We start from the raw sequence: 2,983 nt of genomic DNA on the forward strand, positions 1-2,983 counted from the left end.
GCACACTGTACGACTTTAAAAGACATTTTGGGGTTGTATGGTTAAGTGACTAAGCGTACACGGTGGATGCCTTGGCAGTCAGAGGCGATGAAGGACGTACTAACCTGCGAAAAGCTATGGGGAGCCGGTAAGAGGCGCTGAACCGTAGATATCCGAATGGGGAAACCCAGTGAGTTTACTCACTATCCTTAACTGAATACATAGGTTAAGGAGGCAAACCGGGAGAACTGAAACATCTAAGTACCCCGAGGAAAAGAAATCAACCGAGATTCCGTTAGTAGCGGCGAGCGAACGCGGACTAGCCCTTTAAGCTAGATTGGTGTTAGTGGAATCATCTGGAAAGCTGAGCGATACAGGGTGATAGCCCCGTACACGACAACACCTTTATAGTGAAAACGAGTAGGACGGGACACGTGGTATCCTGTTTGAAGATGGGGGGACCATCCTCCAAGGCTAAATACTCCTGACTGACCGATAGTGAACCAGTACCGTGAGGGAAAGGCGAAAAGAACCTCTGTAAGAGGAGTGAAATAGAACCTGAAACCGTGTACGTACAAGCAGTGGGAGCCCACTTTGTTGGGTGACTGCGTACCTTTTGTATAATGGGTCAGCGACTTACATTCTGTAGCGAGGTTAACCGAATAGGGGAGCCGTAGGGAAACCGAGTCTTAACTGGGCGAATAGTTGCAGGGTGTAGACCCGAAACCGGGCGATCTAGCCATGAGCAGGTTGAAGATTGGGTAACACTAATTGGAGGACCGAACCCACTACTGTTGAAAAAGTAGGGGATGACTTGTGGCTTGGAGTGAAAGGCTAATCAAGCTCGGAGATATCTGGTTCTCCTCGAAAGCTATTTAGGTAGCGCCTCGAGCGAATACCACCGGGGGTAGAGCACTGTTTGGGCTAGGGGGTCATCCCGACTTACCAACCCCATGCAAACTCCGAATACCGGTGAGTACTACTCGGGAGACACACGGCGGGTGCTAACGTCCGTCGTGAAAAGGGAAACAACCCAGACCGCCAGCTAAGGTCCCAAAGTGATGATTAAGTGGAAAACGATGTGGGAAGGCATAGACAGCTAGGAGGTTGGCTTAGAAGCAGCCATCCTTTAAAGAAAGCGTAATAGCTCACTAGTCGAGTCGGCCTGCGCGGAAGATGTAACGGGGCTAAAATCATCCACCGAAGCTGCGGATTCATCCTATGGATGAGTGGTAGAGGAGCGTTCTGTAAGCCTGCGAAGGTGTGCCGGGAGGCATGCTGGAGGTATCAGAAGTGCGAATGCTGACATGAGTAACGATAAGGGGAGTGAAAAACTTCCCCGCCGAAAGACCAAGGGTTTCCTATCCCATGCTAATCAGGGTAGGGTGAGTCGGCCCCTAAGGCGAGGCTGAAAGGCGTAGTCGATGGGAAACGGGTTAATATTCCCGTACCGGCCAATACTGCGATGGGGGGACGGAGAAAGCTAGGCAAGCGCGGCGTTGGTAGTCCGCGTGAAAGTGTGTAGGTTGGGTGTTTAGGAAAATCCGGACGCCTAAGACTGAGACACGAGACGAGTCACTACGGTGACGAAGTTGCTGACGCTCTGCTTCCAGGAAAAGCCTCTAAGCTTCAGGTATTGGTGACCGTACCCTAAACCGACACAGGTGGTCAGGTAGAGCATACCAAGGCGCTTGAGAGAACTCGGCTGAAGGAACTAGGCAAAATAGTACCGTAACTTCGGGAGAAGGTACGCTCTTGTGTGTGAAGGACTTGCTCCGTAAGCACGTGAGAGTCGCAGTGACCAGCTGGCTGCAACTGTTTATTAAAAACACAGCACTCTGCAAACACGTAAGTGGACGTATAGGGTGTGACACCTGCCCGGTGCCGGAAGGTTAATTGATGGGGTTAGCGCAAGCGAAGCTCTTGATCGAAGCCCCGGTAAACGGCGGCCGTAACTATAACGGTCCTAAGGTAGCGAAATTCCTTGTCGGGTAAGTTCCGACCTGCACGAATGGTGTAATGATGGCCAGGCTGTCTCCAGCCGAGACTCAGTGAAATTGAAATTGCGGTGAAGATGCCGTATACCCGCGGCTAGACGGAAAGACCCCGTGAACCTTTACTATAGCTTGGCACTGAACATTGACCCTACATGTGTAGGATAGGTGGGAGGCTTTGAAGCTGGGACGCTAGTCCTGGTGGAGCCGTCCTTGAAATACCACCCTTGTATGTTTGATGTTCTAACGTAGGTCCCTGAATCGGGATTGCGGACAGTGTCTGGTGGGTAGTTTGACTGGGGCGGTCTCCTCCTAAAGCGTAACGGAGGAGCACGAAGGTTGGCTAAGTACGGTCGGACATCGTACGGTTAGTGTAATGGTAGAAGCCAGCTTAACTGCGAGACAGACACGTCGAGCAGGTACGAAAGTAGGTCATAGTGATCCGGTGGTTCTGTATGGAAGGGCCATCGCTCAACGGATAAAAGGTACTCCGGGGATAACAGGCTGATACCGCCCAAGAGTTCATATCGACGGCGGTGTTTGGCACCTCGATGTCGGCTCATCACATCCTGGGGCTGAAGTCGGTCCCAAGGGTATGGCTGTTCGCCATTTAAAGTGGTACGCGAGCTGGGTTTAGAACGTCGTGAGACAGTTCGGTCCCTATCTGCCGTGGGCGTTGGATAATTGAGTGGAGTTGCTCCTAGTACGAGAGGACCGGAGTGAACGAACCGCTGGTGTTCGGGTTGTCATGCCAATGGCACTGCCCGGTAGCTATGTTCGGAACGGATAACCGCTGAAAGCATCTAAGCGGGAAGCCGGCCACAAGATGAGTTATCCCTTACCCCCTGAGGGTACTAAAGGGTCGTTGGAGACCACAACGTTGATAGGTGAGGTGTGGAAGCGCTGCGAGGCGTTGAGCTAACTCATACTAATTGCCCGAGAGGCTTAACCATACAACGCCCAAGATGTTTTAAAGAAAGAATACAGTGTGCAAACAATCAGCTTGCTAA

General features: G+C 51.7%; 1 rRNA gene. It reads left to right on the forward strand.

Going from position 1 to position 2,983, the window contains the following annotated elements:
* The first annotated feature begins 39 nt into the window (after positions 1-39).
* Positions 40-2,926: ribosomal RNA gene (locus tag AGRI_RS16760) — 23S ribosomal RNA — on the forward strand.
* Positions 2,927-2,983 lie beyond the last annotated feature (57 nt).

The organism is Alishewanella agri BL06 (assembly GCF_000272005.1).
In the GTDB taxonomy this organism is placed as follows: domain Bacteria; phylum Pseudomonadota; class Gammaproteobacteria; order Enterobacterales; family Alteromonadaceae; genus Alishewanella; species Alishewanella agri.